This is a genomic window from Sorangium sp. So ce185, assembly GCF_051526825.1.
Classification (GTDB): Bacteria; Myxococcota_A; Polyangia; order Polyangiales; family Polyangiaceae; genus Sorangium; species Sorangium cellulosum_D.
Genome location: NZ_CP150316.1, coordinates 13,172,725 through 13,192,724, shown reverse-complemented (window position 1 = coordinate 13,192,724; position 20,000 = coordinate 13,172,725). Strand labels below are relative to the sequence as shown.

Genomic DNA, 20,000 nt, shown 5'->3' with positions numbered 1-20,000 from the left:
GCGCCTCCTTACAACCCGATCTCGCATGGGGCCGATCGTATGGGTACCACTAGCCGGCTGAGCTTCCTGCTGCGGTCCGGGCGGCATCGCCCTGGCCTCTTCTTCTCCGCGCGCGCTCTCGCGTGGTCGGCGCTCGTCGCCGCCGCGGGGGCCGGGCTCGGGGCGGGCTGCGGCCGCACCGAGGCGTGGGACGATCCCGGACCGTCCGGCGGCTGGCCCTCGGCGGCGTGCGGCGACGGTGTCTGCGACGGCGCGGAGGACTGCGGGAGCTGCGCCCCGGACTGCGGCCTCTGCCAGGGGTGCGGCGACGGCGCCTGCGACGGCGCCGAGTCGTGCGCGAGCTGCTCGAGCGACTGCGGCGTCTGCGGGGCGTGCGGCGACGGCGCCTGCGCCGCCCCCGAGAACTGCGGCAACTGCGCCTCGGACTGCGGCCTCTGCCCGAGCTGCGGCGACGGCGCCTGCGACGAGGCGAGCGAGTCGTGCGCGAGCTGTCCGAACGACTGCGGCCCGTGTCCCAGCTGCGGCGACGGCGCGTGCGGCGGCGCCGACACGTGCCTCACGTGCCCGGCCGACTGCGGCGTGTGCGACGGCTGCGGCGACGGCCGCTGCGCGGCGCCGGAGGACTGCTCCTCGTGCGCCCCCGACTGCGGCGCCTGCGCCTCCTGCGGCAACGGGGTGTGCAACGTCGGGCTCGAGAGCTGCTTCTCGTGCCCCGCGGACTGCGGCGCCTGCGCCTCCTGCGGCGACGGCGCCTGCTCGGGGACGGAGACGTGCGCGTCGTGCCAGCGCGACTGCGGCGTGTGCTCGGTGTGCCCGAACGGCGTCTGCGAGAGCTTCGAGACGTGCTCCAACTGTCCGGCGGACTGCGGCGCGTGCGAGCCCGCGGACTGCCTGGAGGTGATCACCTGCGCCTCCCGGTGCATCGATCTCGCGCAGTCGCCCCCCGCCTTCAGCCTGGCGTGCGTCTCGAGCTGCGTGTCGCGGGGCTGCGCCGACGTCCAGTTCTTCGTCGATCAGGTCATGACGTGCGCCCTCCCGTTGCTCCCCGTCTGCAACGGCGACTTCGACTGCATCCAGGAGGAGTGCGCCGTCGAGGTCGCGGCCTGCATCGGGGCGACCTGCTGACCGGCTCCCGGAGGCCGGCGCGGGCGCCCGCGCCGCCGCGCCTCGATCGCCGCGGCCTCACGCGTCGTCGAGCAGCTCCTTGGCCGTCAGCTCGCTGGCCGACCGCCCGTGCTCGTACTCGAGCAGCCCGATCGAGGCGTAGCGCGGCCGGATCCGCCCGGAGAGCAGGCCGATCCGCTTCAGGTTCGGCACGATCCGCTTGAACATCGTCCGGCGGAAGAACCCCATCAGGTCGCTCTCGAGCATGAGCTTGTCCCACTCGCACCGCGTCATGCGGTGGGCATAGAACTCGTCATAGAACTCGTGCGCCAAGAACCGGTTGCGGAGCAGCAGCGACAGCTCGAACGCCCAGTCCTCCCGCTCCCTCCGCGCCCGCTCGCCTATGCCCTCGCGGTAGAACCTGGTCAGCGCGAGGACCCCATAATGCACGTGGCGCGCCTCGTCGGTGATCACCGACCGGAGGACGTCCTTGAGCAGCGGCTCGCTCGTCACCTGTCGAATCGAGCTGAACGCGCCGAGCGCGAGGCCCTCGATCATGATCTGCATGCCGAGGAACTTCATGTCCCACCGGCCGTCGCTCATGATCGCGTCGATGACGACATACAGGTTGTCGTTGATCTCGTAGAGCTTCTCCAGCTTCTGCGTGAGGTAGGCGTGGAACACCTCCACGTGGCGCCCCTCGTCGGCGACCTGCGTGCTCCCGTAGAGCTTGGCGTCGAGCGAGGGCACACACTCGGTGACCTGCGACGCCGCGAACAGGGCCCCCTGCTCGCCGTGCAGGAACTGGCTCAGCATCCAGGAGAGGAGCCCGTGGCGCTGCGCCGCCCGCTCCCGCTCCGAGAGCCTCCCCCAGATCGGCAGCTTGGACGGCGGCATCCAGCTGTCGGGCAAGAGCGGCATCGCCGGATCGAGCCAATCGACGTCGCGAGACCAGTCGAGGTCGGTCGTCGCGTTCCACTGGGACGTCTTGGCCAGATGGTAGAGCCTCGCCATGTCTGGGTCGTCCCGCCCGTAACTCCAGTTAAAGCTGGCCTCGTATCCAACCGAGATATCGGTCGAGCCCACGCCCTTGCCGCGCCGCTGGACGAAGCCGCGAAAGGCTGGCCCGAGCAGCGATGCGAGCACCCGGACGTTGCCGCTGCTCGATGCGTCGCGGAGGAGAGGGGCGGAATCGAGGAGGGTCTGGATAGCTTGCTGGAGGCGCATGGACATGAGAGCTTTCCGGAGCGGCGAGGCGCGGACGCGAGGTCGAGCAGCCCGCGGGCCGCCTTTATAATGGCATCTATCGTCGGGCGGCAATCGCCTCTTGATCGTTTTTGCGTCGTCATATCGACTCCGGGAGATCCCGAGTCCGACAGGGGGTCCACGCCGAGCGCGCGCCCGTCGCTTCCCTGACATCGCACCTCGCGGGGGGCCGGGCTTCGGACGTGGCGCGGCGGGCGCGGCGCGGCGCGGCGGGCGTAGCGCGGCGCGCGGCGAGGGCCGCGCGCCCCGGCGCCTCAGATCGCGCGGCTGCGCAAGGTCGGCGCCGGCGAGGAGCACTGCGCCGAGGGCTCTCCGATCAGCGCGAGGCGGCCCGGCCCGGCGGAGAGCTCGAGTCCGCCGACTCCCCGGATCGCCTCCTCGGTCGCGCAGAGCCCGTGCACCGGCTCGGCCGGCGCCCACGCGCCGACCCGCGCCAGGTCGCCGCCGATGATCTCCGGATGGGGCATCCAGCGCACCACGACCCGCCCGGCGTGCAGGCACAGGTTCGGGTGCACGCGCGCGTCCGGGCGGCTCCTCTGCGCGATCTCCTCGTGCAGCGCGGCGGCGATCGCGATCACCGCCGCCCGCTCCCGCAGCGCCTCGCCGGCGTCGCAGGAGAGCAAGCGCGCGGCGAGGATCTCGCTGCCGGTCACCGACACCAGCGTGAGCCCGGCGTCGCGGAGGCGCTCCTCCGCGAGGTCCAGCACGAGGCCGAGCTCCTCGGCGAGCGCGTCGTCGAGATCGTCGGCGTCGGTGCACAGCCGCAGGTCGAGGTACACCGCGATCGCGTCCGTCTCGAGCTCCGGCGTGCTGCTCCGCCCCGACGTCGGCTCGCCCACGGCCTCGCGGAGCGCGCAGAGGAAGCTCTTCACCGACGGGTAGCGGTGCTCCGGCTGCTTCTCCAGGCAGCGCAGGACGATCGCGTCGAGCGCGGGCGGCAGCGGGGTCCGCCGGCTCGGGCGCGGCGGCGGCTCCTCCAGGTGCTGCCGGAGCAGCTCGGCCGCGTCCGGCGAGTAGAACGGGAGCTTGCCCGTGAGGAGCCGGTGGAGCAGGACGCCGAGCGCGTACACGTCGACGCGCGCGTCGAGGGGGCCGCCGAGGATCTGCTCGGGCGCCATGATCGTGAGCGTGCCTGGCGCCCTCCCCGCCGTGGTGAAGCCGCTCGCCCCCTCCTCGGGCTCCATCAGCTTGGCGATCCCGAAATCGAGGAGCTTGACCGCGCGCGGCGCGCCCCGCGAGACGAAGATGTTGCTGCCCTTCACGTCGCGGTGGATGATGCCGGCGGCGTGCGCCGCGTCGAGCGCCGAACAGACCGGCTCGAGCAGCTCGAGCGCCCGCTCCGGCGAGAGCCTCCCCTCCTGCCGGAGGAGCACGTCGAGCGTCAGCCCGTCGAGGTGCTCCATCACGTAAAACGGCCGGCCGTCCGGGAGCTCGCCGGCGTCATGAATGTCGACGATGCCAGGGTGGTTGAGCAGCCTCACCACCTCGATCTCGCGCAGGAAGCGCTTCACCATCTTCGGCGAGGCGGCGAGCGTCCCGTGCAGCACCTTCATCGCCACGCGCGCGCCCGTCTGGAGATGTCTCGCCTCGTACACAGCGCCACATCCGCCCCGGGCGATGGGCGCCACAACACTGTAATTGCCCGCGCGCGCGCCGCACGGGAGCTCTCCTCGGGAGAACGACCTCTCCTCTAGGGAAAACGCCCTCGTCTCGTTATCGCGCGTCGCCAACCCATCCAATGTCATAACCCCCCCGATACGACTAAGGGCTCACCCGAGCGACGTTTTTACCAGCACGTGACGATCGTGTTGTCGCTACACGTCGCTTCACCTGGTGGTACAGTAAATCCATCGTTGTCCCGACGGTAGCCTATTCCATCTGCTGGCGGAACGGGGGAGGGAACTGATGAAAGGGCGAATTCACGCGCGGCACCTGCGCACGCTTTCGTTGGTCGCATTGCTGCCCTGCTGCGGTGGCAGCGACGGATTTCCTGTGGAGTCGGGGTCGGTCGAGGCAGCCTCAAGTGCGCTCCGCAATCACAACGCCCTCAACCCCAACGCCCTCAACCCCAACGCCCTCAACCCCAACGCCCTCAACCCCAACGCGCTCGCCCCGAACAGACTCGAGGGGAGCAGCCTGGCGCCGACCGCCTTCTCCGCCATCACCGACCCAGGGGAGCTCGGCGCGATGTCCAGGCAGCTCCTTCAATACATTGTCAGCTGCGCGCTCAGCACGTCGCAGTCGCTCCGCTTCTCGTGGCGCGACGAGCTCGACGAGCCGCACGACGAGGTCTACTGGGGGCACCTCGGCCTCGCCCCGAGCTGGGCCGACGAGCCGCTGAGCGCCTCCCGGAGGCAGTGGGTCTCGGCCTGCGTGGCCTCGCGCGCAAACCGGGCTGGCGTCTCGGTGATGATCTCGTCGCGCGGGACGCATCAGGCCCTCAGGTACCCGGACCGGAGCGAGATGGCGTCCTTTCCGAGGGAGGAGGGCGCGTTCTGGGGCGACCTGTTCACGAGCGCCCCCCGCTTCTATGCCTGCTACAACGAGTCCAACGCCGAGAGGTCGCGCGACCACAGCAGGGACTGCGCTACGGGGCTCCCCGACCCGGAGGGCGGCGTCCGGGAATGCCCGAACATTCACATCGTGGGCTCATGCGATCTCGTGTGCGGCCCGCTCCACGCCGCCAGCGGCTATCGCCCGAGCTGCACCAACGATCGAGGCGAGTCGTCGTCCGCGGTGATTACGACGTTCCTGCCCTGAGGCCCCCATGTCGCCCGATGTTCGTCGAGACGGACGCGGCGCCCACACGGGTGGGCTCGCCGCGCGGTGCAGGGAATGCGGCAGGCGGGTCGCGCGCGCGGACCCCGGGTGCCCGCAGCACGGCCCGGCGCTGCGGCACGCCGGTCCGGAGCCCGGCGCCCCGAGCGGCGCGGACGACGCCAGCACCGGCTGGCGCAGCGAGGCGCCGCCGCCCAGCATCGCGGGCTACCGCGACGTCCGCCTCGCCGGCGCGGGCGGGTTCGGGGCCGTGTTCGCGGCCGAGCCGGAGGGCGGCGGTCCGACCGTGGCGATCAAGGTCGCGCGCGAAGACCGCCCCGACGCCGGCGTCCGCCTCGTCGAGGAGATGCGGGCCCTCCACGACATCGGCCCGCCCCACGTGCCCGCCGTCCACGCGTGCGGCCAGCTCCCCTCCGGGCTGCCGTACTTCGTCATGGATTACCTCGACGGCCCGACGCTCGCCGACCGCATGGTCGCCTCCGGCGTCGCCGGCCCGGTGCCGGCGCGCGCGGCGTGCTCCCTCGTCCGCGCCGCGCTCCGGGCGCTCGAGGCGGTGCACGCGCGCGGCTACGTGCACCGCGACATCAAGCCCGAGAACATCTTCATCCATCCCGGCGCGCCGCTGTCCGCCGCCGCCCGGGACGGCGGGCACCGCGCCACCATCATCGATCTCGGCCTCGCGGCGGGGCACCGCGACCCGTCGCTCCGCATCACCGCCGAGAGCGAGGCGCCCGGCACCGCCGAGTACATGGCGCCCGAGCAGTGCGACGGCCACGGCGACATCGACGTGCGCGCAGACGTGTATGCGCTCGGCGTCGTGCTGTTCGAGCTCCTCACCGGCAAACCGCCGTTCTGGGGCCCTCCCGCCCTGGTGCGGCAGGATCACCTGAGCCGCCGCCCCCCGCGCCCCTCCTCGATCGCGCCGATCTCCGGGTCGCTCGAGGACATCGTGCTCCGGTGCCTCGCCAAGGACAGGAATCAGCGCTTCGAGACCGCCGCGGCGCTCGGCGCCGCCCTGGAGACCTTCGAGCGCGCCCAGGAGCGCCGCCCCTCGCGCCTCCGGCGCCTCACCACGGAGCCGCCGCCGAGCGCCCGCCGCGTCGAGCGGCGCGCGGTCGCGCTCCTCTTCTTCGAGGCCGAGCTCGACGTCGTGGCCCTCCAGCGGAGGCTCGGCGCGCTCGGCGGCGAGCTCGCGCACGCCGCCGGCAACCGCTTCGTCGCCGTCTTCGACCACGCGGACGGCGCGAGCCCGCTGCGCCGCGCGATGCACGCCGGCCGAGAGCTCGAGCAGCAGCGCGTCCTCGCCCGCGGGCTGCTCGACCTCGCGTCCGTGTCCGTCCAGCCGCGGCCCGACGGCTCGCGCCGGTTCCTGAGCCCGCTCTTCCACCGGGAGGATCGCTTCGCGCCGGACCGCCCCCCGGGGCTCACCCTGTCGCCGGCCGCCGTGGAGGCGCTCGGCGACGGCGGCGCGCAGCCCCCGGGCGACTCCCTCCCCCCGCCAGGGCCGCCCTCCGTTCGATCCGGGCCGACCTCCGCCCGGCCCGACGCCGACACCGCGTTCGACACCGGCTCGCAGCCGCTCTTCGGCCGGAACGACGTCCTCGACGCGCTCGTCGCCGGCGCGCGCGACGCCGCGGCGAACGCGACGCCCACCATCGCCAGCGTCATCGGCGTGGCCGGCCACGGCAAGAGCCGCCTCGCCGGCGCGCTCGTGCAGCGGCTGCGCGAGATCGACGGCCGCGCCGAGGTGATCGAGCTCCGCACCGGCGAGCCGGTGGCCGGCGGGGCCGACCGCGTCGTCCGGGAGATCCTCCAGCAGGCGCTCGCGCTGCCGTCGTCCCCGCCCGCCGACGGCGGCAGCGAGCTCCTCCGGCGCCGCCTCGGCGCCGCGCAGGAGCGGCTCGGGGCCGCCGTGGCGCTCGCGCTCGGCTGGATCAGCGACGGCGCGCTCGCCGAGGAGCGCTACCCGGAGCTCCGCGCGCTCTCCGCGGCGCCCGGCGCGCTCCGCGCCGCGCTCACCGTGGCGGCCGGCGAGGCGCTCCGCCGGAGGTCGCGGAGGACGCCGCTCTTCGTGGTGCTCGACGACGCGCACGCGGCGGACGACGCGGCGCTCGCCGCGCTCGAGTACGCGGCGCTCGCCGAGGCGCAGGCGCGGCTCTTCATCTGCGCCTTCGGCCGGCCGAGCTTCGAGAGCGCGCGCCCCGACTGGGGCGAGCGCGCCGCGCGCCGCGAGACCTACCGCCTCGAGGCGCTCGATCGCGAGAGCGCGATCGCCCTCTGCCGGCGGCTGCTCCTGCCCGCCGAGGACGTGCCCGAGCCCGCGCTCGCGCACCTCGTCGAGCGCGCGCAGGGCGTCCCGCTCCTGCTCATCGAGCTCGTGCGCGGCCTCAAGCGCGAGGGCATCGTGCGCCGGCACCCGCGGGGCGACGCCTGGTACCTCGCGACGGACGAGCTCGATCGCCTGCCGGACATGCCGCTCCTCGACTGGCTCGCGCTCGGCGAGATCGACGCGCTCCCGCCCGCGCTGCAGGCGCACGCGCGCCTCATCGCGCTCCTCGGCCCGGACGTCGCCGTCGCCGAGGTGGCCGGCGTGCTGAAGCGGCTCGACGAGCACGGCGAGGCGGACGACCTCCCGCTCGACGGCGAGGTGGCGGTGAAGCGGCTGCTCGCCGCGGGCCTGCTCGTCCAGGATCGCCGAGGCCGCATCGGCTTCCGCCACGCGCTGGTCCGCGATTCGGTGGCCCGCGGCGCGCCCGAGGCGCTCCGCCGGCGCGTCCACCTCGCGGCCTTCAAGCTGCACCGCGACGCCGCCGACGAAGACGAGGGCGAGCGCGACGCGCCCCACCTCAAGGACGCGCGCCTGCTCCCGTTCGCGTACCACGCGGCCCAGGCGGGGCTCGGCGAGGTCGCCGAGGCCGCCTACCTCACCCTGGCCGAGCGCGCGCGCGCCCGGCACGCCTACCTCGACGCGGAGTCGTTCTACAGCCGCGCGCTGGAGCAGCCGATCGAGCCGACGGCCCCGAGCGCCGGCGCCCCGCGGGGCCACGCGCCCGGCGCGCCGGCCCGCGCGCGACCCGACCGCGCGGCGGCGCACCGGGGCCGCGGCCTCATGCGCTACCGCCTCGGCCGCTACCACGACGCGCTCGCCGACTTCGCCAGCGCGCGGACCATCGCGCGCGCGCGGGGCGACGTCCCGGCGCAGATCGACATCCTCCTCGACGAGGCCACGGCGCTCGACTGGATGGACGAGTTCAAGAGCTCCGAGGAGCGCGTCGAGGAGGCGCGCGCGCTCGCCGAGGGGCTCGCGCTGTCGCCGGCGCTGGCCGCGCGCCTCGCGCTCGGCGTCGGTCGCTCGCTCCACCGCTTCAGCCGGGAGGAGGAGGCGGCCGCCGCGCTCGAGCGGGCGGCGGCGGACTCCGCCTCGCTCGGGGCCGACGGCTACGAGACGCGGGTCATCTCGCTGCTCATGCTCGGCTTCGTCCTCCAGGGGCTCGGCCGCCTCGACGACGCCGAGGAGGCGCTCGGCCAGGCGATCGCGCTCTGCGAAGCGCACCACGACACGCTGCACCTCGGCTCGGTGACGAACAACCGCGCGCTCCTCTGGGCGTGCCGCGGCGACAAGGCCCGGATGATCGCCGACCTCGAGCGGGTGCTCTCGCTGGCGCGCGAGCTCGGCCAGAGCGGGCTCGAGCGGATCGGCGAGTACAACCTCGGCGAGTACCTCTACCTCATGGACGACCTCGCGGCGGCGAGGCCGCACATCGAGCGCGCGCTCGAGATCGAGGAGCACCGCTTCTGCGGGATGTGCCGGCCGGTCGCCCTGCTCCTCAAGACGCGCTTTCTCTTCTATTGCGGCGAGCACGCCGAGGCCCGCGCGCTGTTCGAGCGGATGCGCGAGATGCAGGAGCAAGCGCGCGCCGAGGGGCGCGTCGACGCGCTGATGGTCCCCTCGGAGGAGGTGCTCTGCGCGATGATCGACCTGGCGACGCGGGACGGGAGCGACGCCGCGTGGGACGCGCTCGTGGAGCGCTCGGCGCAGAGCTCGGTCGGCCAGGAGCACATCGAGGTGCTCGAGATCCGCTCGGTCACCGCGCTGCGCCGCGGCCGGCTCGCCGCCGCGCGAAGCGCGCTCTCGGCCGCGCTCCTGGCCGCGGAGCGCATCCCGAACGTGATGGCCGACCGGCTGCGCCGCCACGCCGCCGCCATCGCCGAGCGCGAAGCCGCAGAGCCCGCCGTGGAGCGGCCGACGTTGCCCGCGTGAGCGCACCTCGGCGGTCGATGTGTTCCATGGGATCACCCGCGCGGGGTCGTCGCCTGCCGTCGTGACAGAAACCTGACGCGGGTCGTCACACCACCGCTCGCTACGTCCGTGCCTGATGCCCTCTCGGGCATTCACTGTAGAGACTGCCACCTTTCCTGTCCGGGATCGCGCTTTGTGAGAGCGTCAATCCCGAGGCGATTGCCACTCGCTCGCGCGAGCGCGCGCCGCGCGAGCCCCGCGTCGGCTTGACAAGGGTGGATCGCGATCGGCTTGACATGTCATGAGTCCATCACGAATCGATAGCCGCGATCCGGGCTCAGCTTGACAAAGCGGGTCTCGCGCTCGACTTGATCTCGAGGTCCGCAGGTACGATGTTGAACTCCGATTCACACGCCCCGCGCATCCGCGTCCGCCACCCAGTCACGCGGCGCCGCCTCGATCGCGCGGGCGAGCGGCGTCTCCACGGCGCAAGGATCGCACAACCATTTGAATTGGTTGAACAAAATGCCCACAAGTAAGCGTCGCTCGCGCTCGCCGGAGCGAGCATTGAAGATGGTGAACCTGGAGCTCGGTATACGCTCGTCCCAAGGCAGTGAGCTCGCCTCGTCGCCGCGGGGTCTCGCTCCCGCGCTCACCGTGGAGCGCCGCCGCGCCGCCCCCGCGCAGCACAATATACGTCACGCCGCTCACCGCGCCGCGCGTGGCAATCCCGGACATGAACGTGATTTCCTCGACATGGACTACATCGCTTCACCGAAGCGAGGGCGCCGCGATCTCGAGCGCGGCGCGCCCGTGATCCAGCGCTGCGCCGCCCCTCACCGCCGCTCCGCCGCGCCGCGCGGCGGGCCGCTCTCGGCGGGGGTGCGCGCGTGAGAGGACGACAGGCCACCGTGTGGGGGCTCATCCCGGCTGCCGGCCGGGAGCCCGGGATTCAGCCGCTCGCCTTCTCGAGCGAGCTCCTCCCGATCGGCAGCCGGCTTGAGCAGGGCGCCGTGCAGCCCCGCGCCGCGAGCGAGCACCTCGTCGAGCGCATGCTGCGCGCCGGCGCGACCCGGATCTGCTTCGTCGTCTCGCCAGGCAGGTCGGAGCTCCTCGAGTACTACGGGGCCGCCATCGGGCAGGCGAGCCTGTCGTACGCCGTCCAGCCGCGTCCGGCTGGCCTCTGCGACGCGGTCTTCCGCGCGCTCCCGCTCATCGCGCCCGACGATCTCGTGTTCGTCGGCCTCCCGGACGCGCTCTGGTTCCCCGAAGACGGGCTGTCCGCGCTCGTGGCTCAGGCGCTCTCGTTCCTCCTCTTCCCGTTCGACCGCCCGGGGCGCTTCGAAGCCGTCGTCACCGACGGCCATGGGCGCGTCGTCGAGATCCAGGCGAGGCGCCGCGACGCCGCGTCGCGCTGGATCTGGGGCGCCTTCAAGCTGACCGGCGCCGTGCTCCAGGAGCTCTACGGGCTCTGGTGCGAGCGGGGCCGGCGCGACGAGCACATCGGCCCCCTCGTCAACGAGTACATCGCCCGCGGGGGCGTGGCGCTCGGCGTCCCCGCCGGGCACGCGTACGTCGAGGTCGGGACCGTCGACGGCTACCGCGAGGCCCTCCGCCTCCTGAGCTCCCGGACGAGCCCGCAAGCGGCCGGGGACGGCGAGCGGCGCGAGCCCGCCGGCGCGCCCGCCGCGCTGCGCGCGGCCGGGGGCGAGGCCCCCTGACCCGTCACCCGGCGAGCGCCAGCGTCCTCGCGTTGTCGGGCACGCACGTCAAGAAGCGCTCGCGGAAGCTCGGATCGCTGATCTTCTCCGCGCGGCTGAGCAGGTGCTCGCGCGCGGCGGCGAGCGCCTCCGCCGCCTCCCGCTCGGCGCCGGCGGCGGCCAGCGCCTCGGCGTACGCGAGCCGCACCAGCGCCTCGCCCTCCTCGAGCGAGCCCGCCTCCTCGAGCTGCGCGAACGCCTCGCGCGCGGCCGGCAGCGCCTCGTCCTTCCGGCCTTGCGCGAGCAGCGCGCGCGAGAGCACCGCGACCGCGGCGGCGCGCAGCGGCGGCACCACCGTCAGCGCCTCGACCGCCGCGCGCGCCTCGCGCTCGGCGCCCGCCGGGTCGCCCGAGAGCAGCAGGATCTTCGCGAGGTACGTCAGCGTCACGCCCTCCATCCGCCGGTCGCCCTGCTGCTGGAACGCCGCCGCCGCGCGCTGCTCGAGGAGCTTCGCCTCCTCCAGCTGCCCGAGGTGGGCGATGACGTAGCCGAGGTTCTGGAGCGCCGCCGTCTCCAGGTCGTCGAGGCCCATGCGCTGCGCCGCCGCGAGCGCCGTGCGGAGCGCCGACTCCGCCACCTCGAAGTCGCCGAGCTCGCCGTACAAAAAGCCCAGGTTCTCGCGCACCGTGCAGGCGTTCCGGCGATCGCCGGCCTGCTCGAACGCCGCGAGCGCCGCCGTGAGCCCGCTCAGCGCCGCCCCGATGTCGCCCTTCGTCTGCGCCCGGAACGCGCGCGCCTGCTGGTAGAGCCCCACCGCCTGCGGCTCGAGCCCGGCGGGCTCGCTCGCGACCGCCTCGAGCATCTGGATCAGCCGGTCGGCCGCCGCGTAACGGCCGCCGAAGACCAGGTACGTCGCGCCCTCGCACAGGCACATGATCCGGGCGCTCATCGCGCCCGCCGCCTCGGCCACCCGCGTCGTCCAGGCCTCGACCCGATCGAAGTGGCCGAGCTTCCCCTCCGCGACGATCACCTGCCCGATGGCGCGGAACCACGCCGAGCTGCCGATCCGGACGAGGCTCGCCGCCTCGGTGCCGCGCTGCACGGCGAGCGCCGTCTCCTGCTGCCACAGGCTGATCTCGGCCTCCACGAGCCGCAGCCGCCCGAGCTCCTCGTCGGCCGCCCCGCACCGCACGCCCATCTCGGCGCGCGCGAGCGCGCTCGCGAGATCGTTCGCCTCCAGCGCCTGCTCCGCGGCCCGCCGGTACCACTTCACCGCGCGCGCCGGCTCGCCGCCGAGCCGGAAGTGCTCCGCCATCGCCATCGCGTCGGTGTGCCCGCTCCGCTCGAGCCACTCGCCGGCCAGCTTGTGGCCGAGGGCGCGGTCCGGCTCCGTCAGCATCGCGTACGCGGCCTCGCGCACGATCGCGTGGCGGAAGACGTAGTCGGTCGGGATGAGCCACCCCGGCGTCTGGGCCGGCGCGATGAGCTCGCGCGCCGCCAGCGCGTCGAGCCACGTCTCGGTCTCCTTCACGCGCGAGGCGCCGCCGAGCAGCGCCGCAACCGCGAGCTTCGAGAACCGATCGCCGAAGATGCTCGCCGCCCGCAGCACCCGCTTCGCCTCGTGACCCTCGGCGTCGAGCCGCGCCTCGACCGTGCCCAGCACCGAGTCGGGCAGCACGTCCCCCTTGCCGTCGGCGACCGCGCGGATGAGCTCCTCCAGGTAGAACGGGTTGCCGTCGGCCCGCTCCACGACCCGGGCCACGATCTCGGCGGGCGTGTCCTCGCCGAGCGCGCTGCGCACCATCCGCTCGCTCGCCTTGGCGGGCAGCGGCCCGAGCTTGATCGTCTGCACCTCGCGATCCGTCCACAGGCCGGGGAACTGCTTGGTGACCTCGGGTCGGGCCAGCGCGAGCAGCGTGAGCGGCAGATCCCGGAGGTTCCGCAGCGTCTGGTCGATGAGGCGCACGGTCGCCGGGTCGCCCCACTGCAGGTCCTCGAGCACGAGCAGCACCGGCTGCGCCGCGCACTCGGCGGCGAGCCAGTCCTCCCACGCCGCGCGCGTCGCGTCGGCCATCAGCATCGCGTTCTCGCGCGCCGCGCGCAGCCCGCTCGTCTCGCCGTCGGGGAACGGCGTCCGCGTGAGCTCGCCCAGGAACGCCGCGACCCGGTTCAGCGCGTCGCCGCTCAGGTGGCGCCCGAGCCGCCGCTTCAGCTTGCGCCGCCGGGCCTCCACCGGCTCGCCCTCGCGCATCCCCGCCGACTTGCGGATCGCGTCCGCGATGAGGCCGAACGGCGACCCCGCGGCCACCGACTCGGCCCGGCCGGCGAGGATCTCCACCGTCCCGAACTGGCGCCGCACCCGGGTGAGGAACTCCAGGCGGAGCCGCGACTTGCCGGCGCCGGCCGGGCCGATCACCAGGACCGCGCTCGCCAGCGACTCGCTCACGCAGCCGGAGAACACGCCCTCCAGCATGGACAGCTCGCGGCTGCGGCCGACCCAGACGCTCGGCTTGCCGAGCAGGACGGGGGTGCTCTCGTCGGCCGCCGTCTCGCTCGCGAGGAACGGCCCCTTCTCGTCCGTGTCGATCTTGAGCCGGCCGCCGACGACGCTGGCGGTGACGTCGTCGAGCCGGACGACGCCGCCCTGCGCCGCCCGCAGGGCGCGCACCCCCCGGTCGATCACGTCGCCCTCGATGAGCTTCGCCGACGACACCCCGCGCCCCGTCGCGACGGCGAGCGGGATGCCCGGGAACCGCGCGCGCAGGGCGAGCGCGCACCGCGCCGCCCGCTCCGCCCGGTCCACGGCGCTGCCGGCGCCGGCGAGGATCGCGATGAGCGACCCGCGCGAGATCTCGGTGATGTGCGCGCCGTACGGCTCCACCGCGGCGCGCACCTCCGAGCGAGGCACCGCGGAGCCGGGGCCCTCGTTCGAGATCTCCTGCAGCACGCTCGAGACGTCCGAGGCGCTCGGGACGCCGCCGGCCGCCGCCACGCTCATCTCGACGTCGTCCGGCTCGCCGGCGAGCACGAGCGACACGAGCCGCTGCTCGCTGCGCGTGAGGAAGCCCGGGGGCCGCGCCGAGCGCATCGTCGCGTCGCGCGGCGACGCAAGCGTGGCGGGCCGCGGCGTCGCCCAGGCGTCGAGCGCCTCCGCCAGCTGCGCGAGCTGCACCCCGACCTCGCCGCAGTCGCGCGGCCGCTCCTCGGGGTTCTTCGCCATCATCCGGTCGATGAGCTGCTCCAGCGGCTCCGGCACGTCCGCGCGGACGTCGCGCAGCCTCGGCGTCTGCTGGAACAGGAGCTTGGCGAGCGCGGCCATGACGTGCGCCCCCTCGAAGGCCGGGCGGCCCGCGATGCACTCGTAGAACACGCACGCCAGCGAGAACACGTCCGCGCGCGCGTCGAGGGAGCTCCCGCTCTCGATCTGCTCGGGCGCGATGTACCCCGGCGTCCCGAGGATCCCGCCGGTGTAGGTCAGCCGCCGCGACTCTCCGTCGGGCCGCGCGATCCCGAAGTCGACGAGCTTGAGCTGAGCGACGTCGCCGGCGACGAGGAAGATGTTGCTCGGCTTGACGTCGCGGTGGATGATCCCGCGCGAGTGCGCGAAGGCGAGCGCGTCCGCCGTCCTGCGCAGCACCCCGAGGCTCTCGGCGAGCGAGAGCTGCCGGCGCGCGAGGCACGCCGCCAGGTCCTCGCCCTCCAGCCACTCCATGGCGAGGTAGTGGTCCCCGGCGCCCGTCCGGCCGTGGGCGACGTACCGCACGATCCCGGGGTGGCTCAGCTCGGCGAGGATCTGCGACTCGCGCTCGAAGCGCTCGACGTCGAAGGCCTCGCGGCTGTGCAGGAGCTTGAGGGCGACGTGGCGCGCGTCGAGGCGATCGTGGGCGCGATAGACCGTCCCCATCCCCCCGGCCGCAACCTGCTGCTCGACGACGAATCGGCTCGCGAGGACGGCCCCGGACTCCACGCTGCTCGATGCTACTCGAGGAAGACGCTCACCGAGGCCTTGTAGCTGTCGGTACCGAGCGGAAAGATGCGGGTCCCGCACGGGAGCTCGATGAGGGGCTTCCGGTCGCGGCAGTCCGTGTAGCTGCCGTCGTGCCGCGGGCCGTCGCACACGTCCTCACACTTGCCCACGACGTCGACCACGCAGTCGTCGATCGAGGGGCCGCAGACGCGGGGGATCGACCTCTGCCCTGGCGCGAGGCAGGCGAAGCGACGCTGGTTCTTGAGGAAGACGTTGCCGTAGTAGGTCGCCTCCGGCTCCTCGTACGTGTCGCGCTCCCTCCTCGTGGACGAGAGCGCGTCGTTCTTGCCGCGGAGCGAGATCGGCACGTGCTCGCCCCGGTAGTTCACGCGGGAGAGGAGGCAGGCCGACACCCACTCCTGGCACTTTTCACCACAGGAGCCGTTCCTCCGGCCCCACTCGGGCGCGAGCCCGAGCTCCCCGACGAAGGTGTAGGAGCGGCGGTCGACCTCGACCGTAATCTTCTCGTGCTCGGGCAGAGCGCAGCTCACGATGAAGCTGAGGAGCTCCCGCGACTCGGGGTCACGGAGCGCCTCGCTGGTGAACGGATTGCCCATCAGACCGTTGTGGGTCAGCGCGTTGTGGGTCAGCGCGTTGTGGGTCAGCGCGTTGTAGGTCAGCGCGTTGTGGGTCAGCGCGTTGTGGGTCAGCGCGTTGTAGACCACGACCTCCTGCTGCACCTCCGCCACCAGCTCATCCTCACCCTCGAGGCCATCGAGCTCGGTAGACGCGATACAAGCGGCCTGCGAGGTCGACACCGCCACGCAGACGATGAGAGCGAATTGGCGTGCAGATTCCATAGTCCTATTTCATCTACACCACTCCCGCTCATAAGTTCAATTTTTTTATAGACATTTTGCGGGACATGTTTCTCCACACTGCCATGACACGCATCACGTAGTCAGGTGCCGGGCGGGGGACAACGCAGAGCGCAGCACTCCCGCGCACCCTGAGCAGGGGGGAAGCGAAGCAGCGTGTGGGTGGGAGAGTTACGCCAGTTTCCTGGTCAGCAGCGCATTGACCAGGTCGGGGTTCGCTTTGCCGCCGGAGGCCTTCATGGCCTGACCGACGAAGAACCCGATCAGCTTCGTATTGCCCGCGCGGAAGCGGGAGACCTCGCCGGGGTGCCCGGCGATGATCTGGTCGACGATGCGCTCCAGCGCGCCCTCGTCGGCCACCTGCCGGAGCCCTCTCTGCTCGACGATCGCCCGCGGGCTACCGCCCCGCTGCATTATCTCAGCGAGGACGTCTTTTGCTATCTTCGTCGAAATCGTCCCATCATCGATCAGCGCGAGGAGCTCGCCGAGCTGCGCACCTGAGAAGGGCAGGTCGCCTGCCTTCCTGTCCCTGAGCTCGCGCGAGATCGAGTGGATGACCCAGTTGGCGGCGCTCCTCGGGTTGTCGTGGACCGCCACCGCCTCCTCGAACAGCCGCAGGAGGCCGTCGTCCTCGGCCAGGACGACGGCGTCGTCGCCGGGGATCCCGCGTGTTTCGATGAGGTTTCTGGCCTTGTCGGCGCGGGCCGGATCGAGCCGCGCGAGCCGCTCCTCCACCGTCGCGCGCTCGGTCTTCGGCCGGGGCGGCGGCGCCTTCGCGGCCGCGCTCTCGGGCGCCGCGGCCGGAGCGGGCTTCTCGCCGGCCAGCTTCGCCCACGAGTCCTTGAGCGCCACGGTGCGGTTGAACACCGGCGCTCCGGGCGCGGAGTCGACCGGATCCACGAAGAAGAACCCCTGGCGCTCGAACTGGACATGGCTGCCCCGCTCCACGCTGGACAGGCTCGGTTCCACCCGGCATCCGGTCAGGATAACCAGCGAACCAGGATTCAAGTTCTCCAGAAAATCCCGCCCCTCGTCGACCGCGTCGGGCCGCTCGGCCGCGAACAGCCGGTCGTAGAGCCGGACCTCCGCGGCGATCGCGTGGGCCGCCGAGACCCAGTGCAGCGTCCCCTTCGGCTTGCGGCCGTCGGGCGCCTCACCGCTGCTCGTGGGGTGATCGTAGGTGCACCGGAGCTCCACCACCTCTCCCGTGGTCGGGTCTTTCACCACCTCTCGACAGGTGATGAACCCGGCGTACCGGAGCCGCACCTGCTGCCCGGGCGCGAGCCGGAACCATTTCTTGGGCGGGTCCTCGAGGAAGTCGTCGCGCTCGATGTAGAGCACCCGCGAGAGGGGGACCTTGCGGGAGCCCTGCTTCGGCACGTCGTCGGGCCAGTAGGGCGCGTCGATCTGCTCCACCTGCCCCTCGGGGTAGTTCTCGAGGACGACGCGGAGCGGGCGCAGCACGGCCATCACGCGCGGGGCGCGGAGGTTCAGGTCGTCGCGGACGCACGACTCGAACTTCGCGATGTCCACCATGCTGTTCGTCTTGGCGACGCCGATCTCCTCGCAGAAGGCGCGGATGGCCTCGGGCGTCACGCCGCGGCGCCGGAGGCCGGCGATGGTGGGCATGCGCGGGTCGTCCCAGCCCTTCACGTGGCCGCCCTTCACGAGCCCGAGCAGCTTGCGCTTGCTCATCACCGTGTAGTTCAGGTTCAGCCGCGCGAACTCGTACTGCCGGGGGCGGGACGGGACGTCCAGGCTCTCGATGATCCAGTCGTAGAGCTCCCGGTTGTTCTCGAACTCCAGCGTGCAGATCGAGTGGGTGATCCCCTCGATCGCGTCGGAGAGGCTGTGCGCGAAATCGTACAGCGGGTAGATGCACCAGGCGTCGCCCGTCCGGTAATGGCGCGCGCGCTTGATGCGGTAGATCGGCGGATCGCGCATCTTCATGTTGGGAGCGGCCATGTCGATCTTGGCCCGGAGCACGTGGGCGCCCTCGGGGAACTCCCCTGCTCGCATGCGCGCGAACAGATCGAGGTTCTCCTGGACGGACCTGTTCCTGTAGGGGCTCTCGCGCCCGGGCTCGGTGACGGTGCCGCGCATCTCGCGGGTCTCCGCCTCGCTCAGGCTGCACACGTACGCCTTGCCCTTCTGGATGAGCTCTACCGCGAACGCGTACAGCCGCTCGAAGTAGTCCGACGCGAAGAAGAGCTTGTCGCCCCAGTCGCCGCCGAGCCAGCGGACGTCCCGCTGGATGGACTCGACGTACTCCAGGTCCTCGGCCGCAGGGTTCGTGTCGTCGAACCGCATGTGGCACACGCCGCCGAAGTCGGCCGCCAGCCCGAAATTGAGCAGGATCGACTTCGCATGTCCGATGTGCAGATATCCGTTCGGCTCGGGCGGGAACCGGGTCACGACCCGCGTGTGCCTCCCTGCGGCGAGGTCTTCGGCGATGATGTTGCGGATGAAATTGGACGCGGCGCCGCCGCTGTCAGCGTCGCTCGGTCGGGGGCTCTGCGTTGTCACAGCTGTCTTTCACCTCGGCTCGGGCGACCGCGGCCGGACGCAGCCGGGCGCCGCCGCCCGAGCGGAGCCTACTCGAACGGCCCCCCCTGGACCACCGTGGAAGAGGGCGCCGCGCGGCCGCGCCCGCCGCGGACGCCCGCTCCTCGGGGCGGGGCGCGGCGGCGGAGCGCGGTCCGGCGGCGGCGTGGACGGCGCGCGGACGCGCGCGGCGGAGGGCGCGCGCCCGCGCGGGCGGTCAGAACTGGGCGGCCTCGGTCGACTCGTGCAGGGCCAGCGTGGACGCCGCGCCGCCCGAGATCACCTGGGCGACCTCGTCGAAGTAGCCCGTCCCGACCTCGCGCTGGTGGCGCGTGGCGCTGTAGCCGAACTGCTCGCCGGCGAACTCGGCCTGCTGGAGCTCGGAGTACGCGGACATGCCGCGGCGCTGGTACTGCCTGGCGAGCTCGAACATGCTGTGGTTGAGCGCGTGGAACCCGGCGAGGGTGACGAACTGGAACTTGTACCCCATCGCGCCGAGCTCGCGCTGGAACCGCGCGATGGTCGCGTCGTCGAGGTGCTTCTTCCAGTTGAACGAAGGAGAGCAGTTGTACGCGAGCAGCTTGCCCGGGAACTGCTTGTGGATCCCCTCCGCGAAGCGCCGCGCCTGGTCGAGGTCCGGCGTCGAGGTCTCGCACCAGACGAGGTCGGCGTAGGGCGCGTAGGCGAGCCCGCGCGCGATGGCCGCGTCGAGGCCGCCCTTCAGCACGTAGAAGCCCTCGGGCGTGCGCTCGCCGGGGATGAACGGCTTGTCGCGCGGGTCGATGTCCGAGGTGATGAGCTTGGCGCTGTCGGCGTCGGTGCGCGCGACGAGGACGGTCGGCACGCCCATGACGTCGCTGGCGAGGCGGGCGGCGACGAGGGTGCGGATGAACTGGCTGGTCGGGAGGAGGACCTTGCCGCCCATGTGCCCGCACTTCTTCTCGGACGCCAGCTGGTCCTCGAAGTGCACGCCCGCGGCGCCGGCCTCGATCATGGCCTTCATGAGCTCGAAGGCGTTCAGCGGCCCTCCGAAGCCGGCCTCGGCGTCGGCCATGATGGGGGCGAGCCAGTAGCGCCCCGACTTGCCCTCGGCGGTCTCGATCTGGTCGGCGCGGAGGAGCGCCTGGTTGATGCGCCGCACGAGCGTCGGGACGCTGTTCGCCGGATACAGGCTCTGGTCGGGGTACATCGTCCCGGCCTCGTTGTTGTCCGCCGCCACCTGCCAGCCGCTCAGGTAGATCGCCTTGAGCCCGGCCCGGACCTGCTGCATCGCCTGGTTGCCGGTGAGCGCGCCGAGCGCCGCCACGTAGGGCTCGCTGTGCATCAGGTTCCAGAGCCGCTTGGCCCCGAGGGAGGCGAGCGTGTAATCGATACGGACGGTGCCGCGGAGGCGCGCGACGTCGGCCTCCGAGTACGGGCGCACGATGCCGCTCCATCGGCCGGGGGCGACGTCGCTCGGCGTCGCGTGCAGGGAATCGGCGGAGATCGGCGTATTGAGCGGGAAAGCAGCGGACATGACTGGG

General features: G+C 72.7%; 11 protein-coding genes. 5 read left to right on the top strand and 6 right to left on the bottom strand.

Annotation, left to right across the window (positions count from 1 at the left end; genetic code table 11):
- Nucleotides 1–39: 39 nt before the first annotated feature.
- The gene (locus WMF26_RS48720) at nt 40–1,125 is read left to right on the top strand and encodes a hypothetical protein (protein WP_437334785.1); all 1,086 of its coding nucleotides are present in this window, start codon (nt 40–42) and stop codon (nt 1,123–1,125) included.
- 57 nt (nt 1,126–1,182) lie between these two features.
- On the opposite strand, the gene WMF26_RS48715 is transcribed toward WMF26_RS48720, so the two are convergent.
- Together WMF26_RS48715 and WMF26_RS48710 are read right to left on the bottom strand one after the other, a co-directional pair.
- On the bottom strand, nt 1,183–2,337 hold the full coding sequence (locus WMF26_RS48715; protein ID WP_437316745.1) for a ferritin-like domain-containing protein: 1,155 nt from the start codon (nt 2,335–2,337) through the stop codon (nt 1,183–1,185).
- A 287-nt stretch (nt 2,338–2,624) separates the two neighbouring features.
- Nucleotides 2,625–4,115 (bottom strand): serine/threonine-protein kinase, encoded by a 1,491-nt coding sequence (locus WMF26_RS48710; protein WP_437998273.1) that lies wholly within the window; start codon nt 4,113–4,115, stop codon nt 2,625–2,627.
- Nucleotides 4,116–4,362: 247 nt separating this feature from the next.
- Between WMF26_RS48710 and WMF26_RS48705 the strand changes: the two genes are divergently transcribed.
- The 4 genes from WMF26_RS48705 (at nt 4,363) to WMF26_RS48690 (ending at nt 11,109) form a co-directional block, all read left to right on the top strand.
- On the top strand, nt 4,363–5,130 hold the full coding sequence (locus WMF26_RS48705; protein ID WP_437952900.1) for a hypothetical protein: 768 nt from the start codon (nt 4,363–4,365) through the stop codon (nt 5,128–5,130).
- 7 nt (nt 5,131–5,137) lie between these two features.
- A complete protein-coding gene (locus WMF26_RS48700) occupies nt 5,138–9,409 on the top strand; it encodes a serine/threonine-protein kinase (protein WP_437998272.1) in 4,272 nt (1,423 codons plus the stop codon).
- 552 nt (nt 9,410–9,961) lie between these two features.
- Complete coding sequence (locus WMF26_RS48695) at nt 9,962–10,282, top strand: hypothetical protein (protein WP_437998271.1); 321 nt, start codon at nt 9,962–9,964, stop codon at nt 10,280–10,282.
- A gap of 17 nt (nt 10,283–10,299) precedes the next feature.
- The gene (locus WMF26_RS48690; RefSeq protein WP_438002497.1) at nt 10,300–11,109 is read left to right on the top strand and encodes a sugar phosphate nucleotidyltransferase; all 810 of its coding nucleotides are present in this window, start codon (nt 10,300–10,302) and stop codon (nt 11,107–11,109) included.
- A gap of 4 nt (nt 11,110–11,113) precedes the next feature.
- Here WMF26_RS48690 and WMF26_RS48685 read toward each other — a convergent pair whose 3' ends face one another.
- The 4 genes from WMF26_RS48685 to aceA form a co-directional block, all read right to left on the bottom strand.
- Entirely contained in the window at nt 11,114–15,055 is a 3,942-nt protein-coding gene (locus WMF26_RS48685) for a protein kinase domain-containing protein (protein ID WP_437998270.1), read from the bottom strand.
- An 11-nt stretch (nt 15,056–15,066) separates the two neighbouring features.
- On the bottom strand, nt 15,067–15,804 hold the full coding sequence (locus WMF26_RS48680) for a hypothetical protein (protein ID WP_437998269.1): 738 nt from the start codon (nt 15,802–15,804) through the stop codon (nt 15,067–15,069).
- 300 nt (nt 15,805–16,104) lie between these two features.
- Nucleotides 16,105–18,459 carry a glutamine--tRNA ligase/YqeY domain fusion protein gene (locus tag WMF26_RS48675; RefSeq protein ID WP_437998268.1) on the bottom strand — a complete coding sequence of 785 codons (2,355 nt, stop codon included), beginning with the start codon at nt 18,457–18,459 and terminating at the stop codon, nt 16,105–16,107.
- Nucleotides 18,460–18,694: 235 nt separating this feature from the next.
- On the bottom strand, nt 18,695–19,993 hold the full coding sequence (gene aceA, locus WMF26_RS48670) for an isocitrate lyase (RefSeq protein ID WP_437998267.1): 1,299 nt from the start codon (nt 19,991–19,993) through the stop codon (nt 18,695–18,697).
- Nucleotides 19,994–20,000 lie beyond the last annotated feature (7 nt).